Below are 1,186 nucleotides of genomic sequence, written 5' to 3'. Positions count from 1 at the left end.
CCGAACGGAGAGCCCATGCGCTCGGCGTTGATCGGCATCAAGGTCGGCAACAGGCTCGATTTGATGCGCCGCTCCATGAGCTGGGATTCGAGCGCCGTCAGACCGTCGGCGCTCTCGTCGACCGCTTCCGCCAGGCGATCGATTTCGTGTTGCAATTCGTCGGCGGACATCGGCTGCCAAGGGTCGACGAGTGGCCCGCCTTGGCCGTCTCTGCGTTTGGCGGGCTCCGGTTTGTCGCTCTTCGGGGCGGGCAGCCCGCTCAGGTTGGAAATTCTGTCGCCCAACGCGTCGAGCCGCATGAGCTCGGCCTGCATTTCGCCGAGCTTGACCGCCATTGAACTGATGTTTTCGCGCTGATCGACCGCTGGCTTGACCACCGATGCGCCCGGCGTGATGGCCACGGTCACGGTTTCGACCACCTTCGCCGGCACCGACAAGCGCCAGAGGACGAACGAAAAGGCAACCACAAGACAGGCGAGCGCGGCTACAGCGCCGAGTATCAGGCGCAACGGGACGTTGAAGGTTTTTGCGGTTGCGAGCCGGTTGGATACGAGAATAAGATGCATGTCGCTTCTCCCCTGCGGCCTCAAGACTCCCCGATGCAAAAATCCCTCGAAGACTTTCTCGAAGCCCCTGACGGCGCCGGCAAGGTGCTGGCCCACGCGCGGTTACTCTTGAGACTGACTCGCCTGTATCAGACGATTGCGCCGGCGCATCTGGCTGCCGCCAGCCATCTGGCCAACTACAAGTCCGGCATTGTTGTTATTCACGCCGCGAGCGGGGCAGTCGCCACAAAACTCAAGCAACTGGCGCCGACGCTGGCCGATGGATTCAGCCGCAAAGGGGTCGAGTGTAATGGCGTTCAGGTCAAAGTACAAGCCAGAGAAAGCGGAACGCAATCAAGGACTTCGGAGCCAAAGCCGCTGAGTTCGAGTGCCAGCCGCAGCCTGAGCGACTTGCGCGACAGCCTGCCGGAGTCGCCACTACGCACGGCGCTTCAGACGTTGATCGAACGCGCACCGCATCCCTGATCGCGCGTTGCCCACCGCCCACGCTACCGCCATTTTTGTAGGACCCCAGTTCCACTGGGCGATAACGGCATCCGATCATCGACCGCCGCATCGCGCAGAAAATCTGCGCTCCTACCCCTCAATGACGGCGACGCATCCCTGATCGCGCGTTGCCC

At 62.3% G+C, this 1,186-nt stretch carries 1 protein-coding gene and 1 pseudogene; one reads left to right on the top strand and one right to left on the bottom strand.

Annotated elements, in window-relative coordinates; all coding sequences use genetic code 11:
- A pseudogene (locus KBA32_RS17050) lies at window positions 1-662 on the bottom strand (hypothetical protein); the annotation flags it as partial.
- Between KBA32_RS17050 and KBA32_RS17045 the strand changes: the two are divergent.
- On the top strand, window positions 651-1,031 hold the full coding sequence (locus KBA32_RS17045) for a DciA family protein (protein ID WP_294361499.1): 381 nt from the start codon (window positions 651-653) through the stop codon (window positions 1,029-1,031). The pseudogene KBA32_RS17050 and the gene KBA32_RS17045 sit on opposite strands and share 12 nt — an antisense overlap.
- The last annotated feature ends 155 nt before the right edge of the window (window positions 1,032-1,186 follow it).

Origin of the sequence: Propionivibrio sp. (genome assembly GCF_017995515.1) — a bacterium.
Classification (GTDB): Bacteria; Pseudomonadota; Gammaproteobacteria; order Burkholderiales; family Rhodocyclaceae; genus Propionivibrio.
This window is presented reverse-complemented; position numbering and strand designations above follow the sequence as displayed.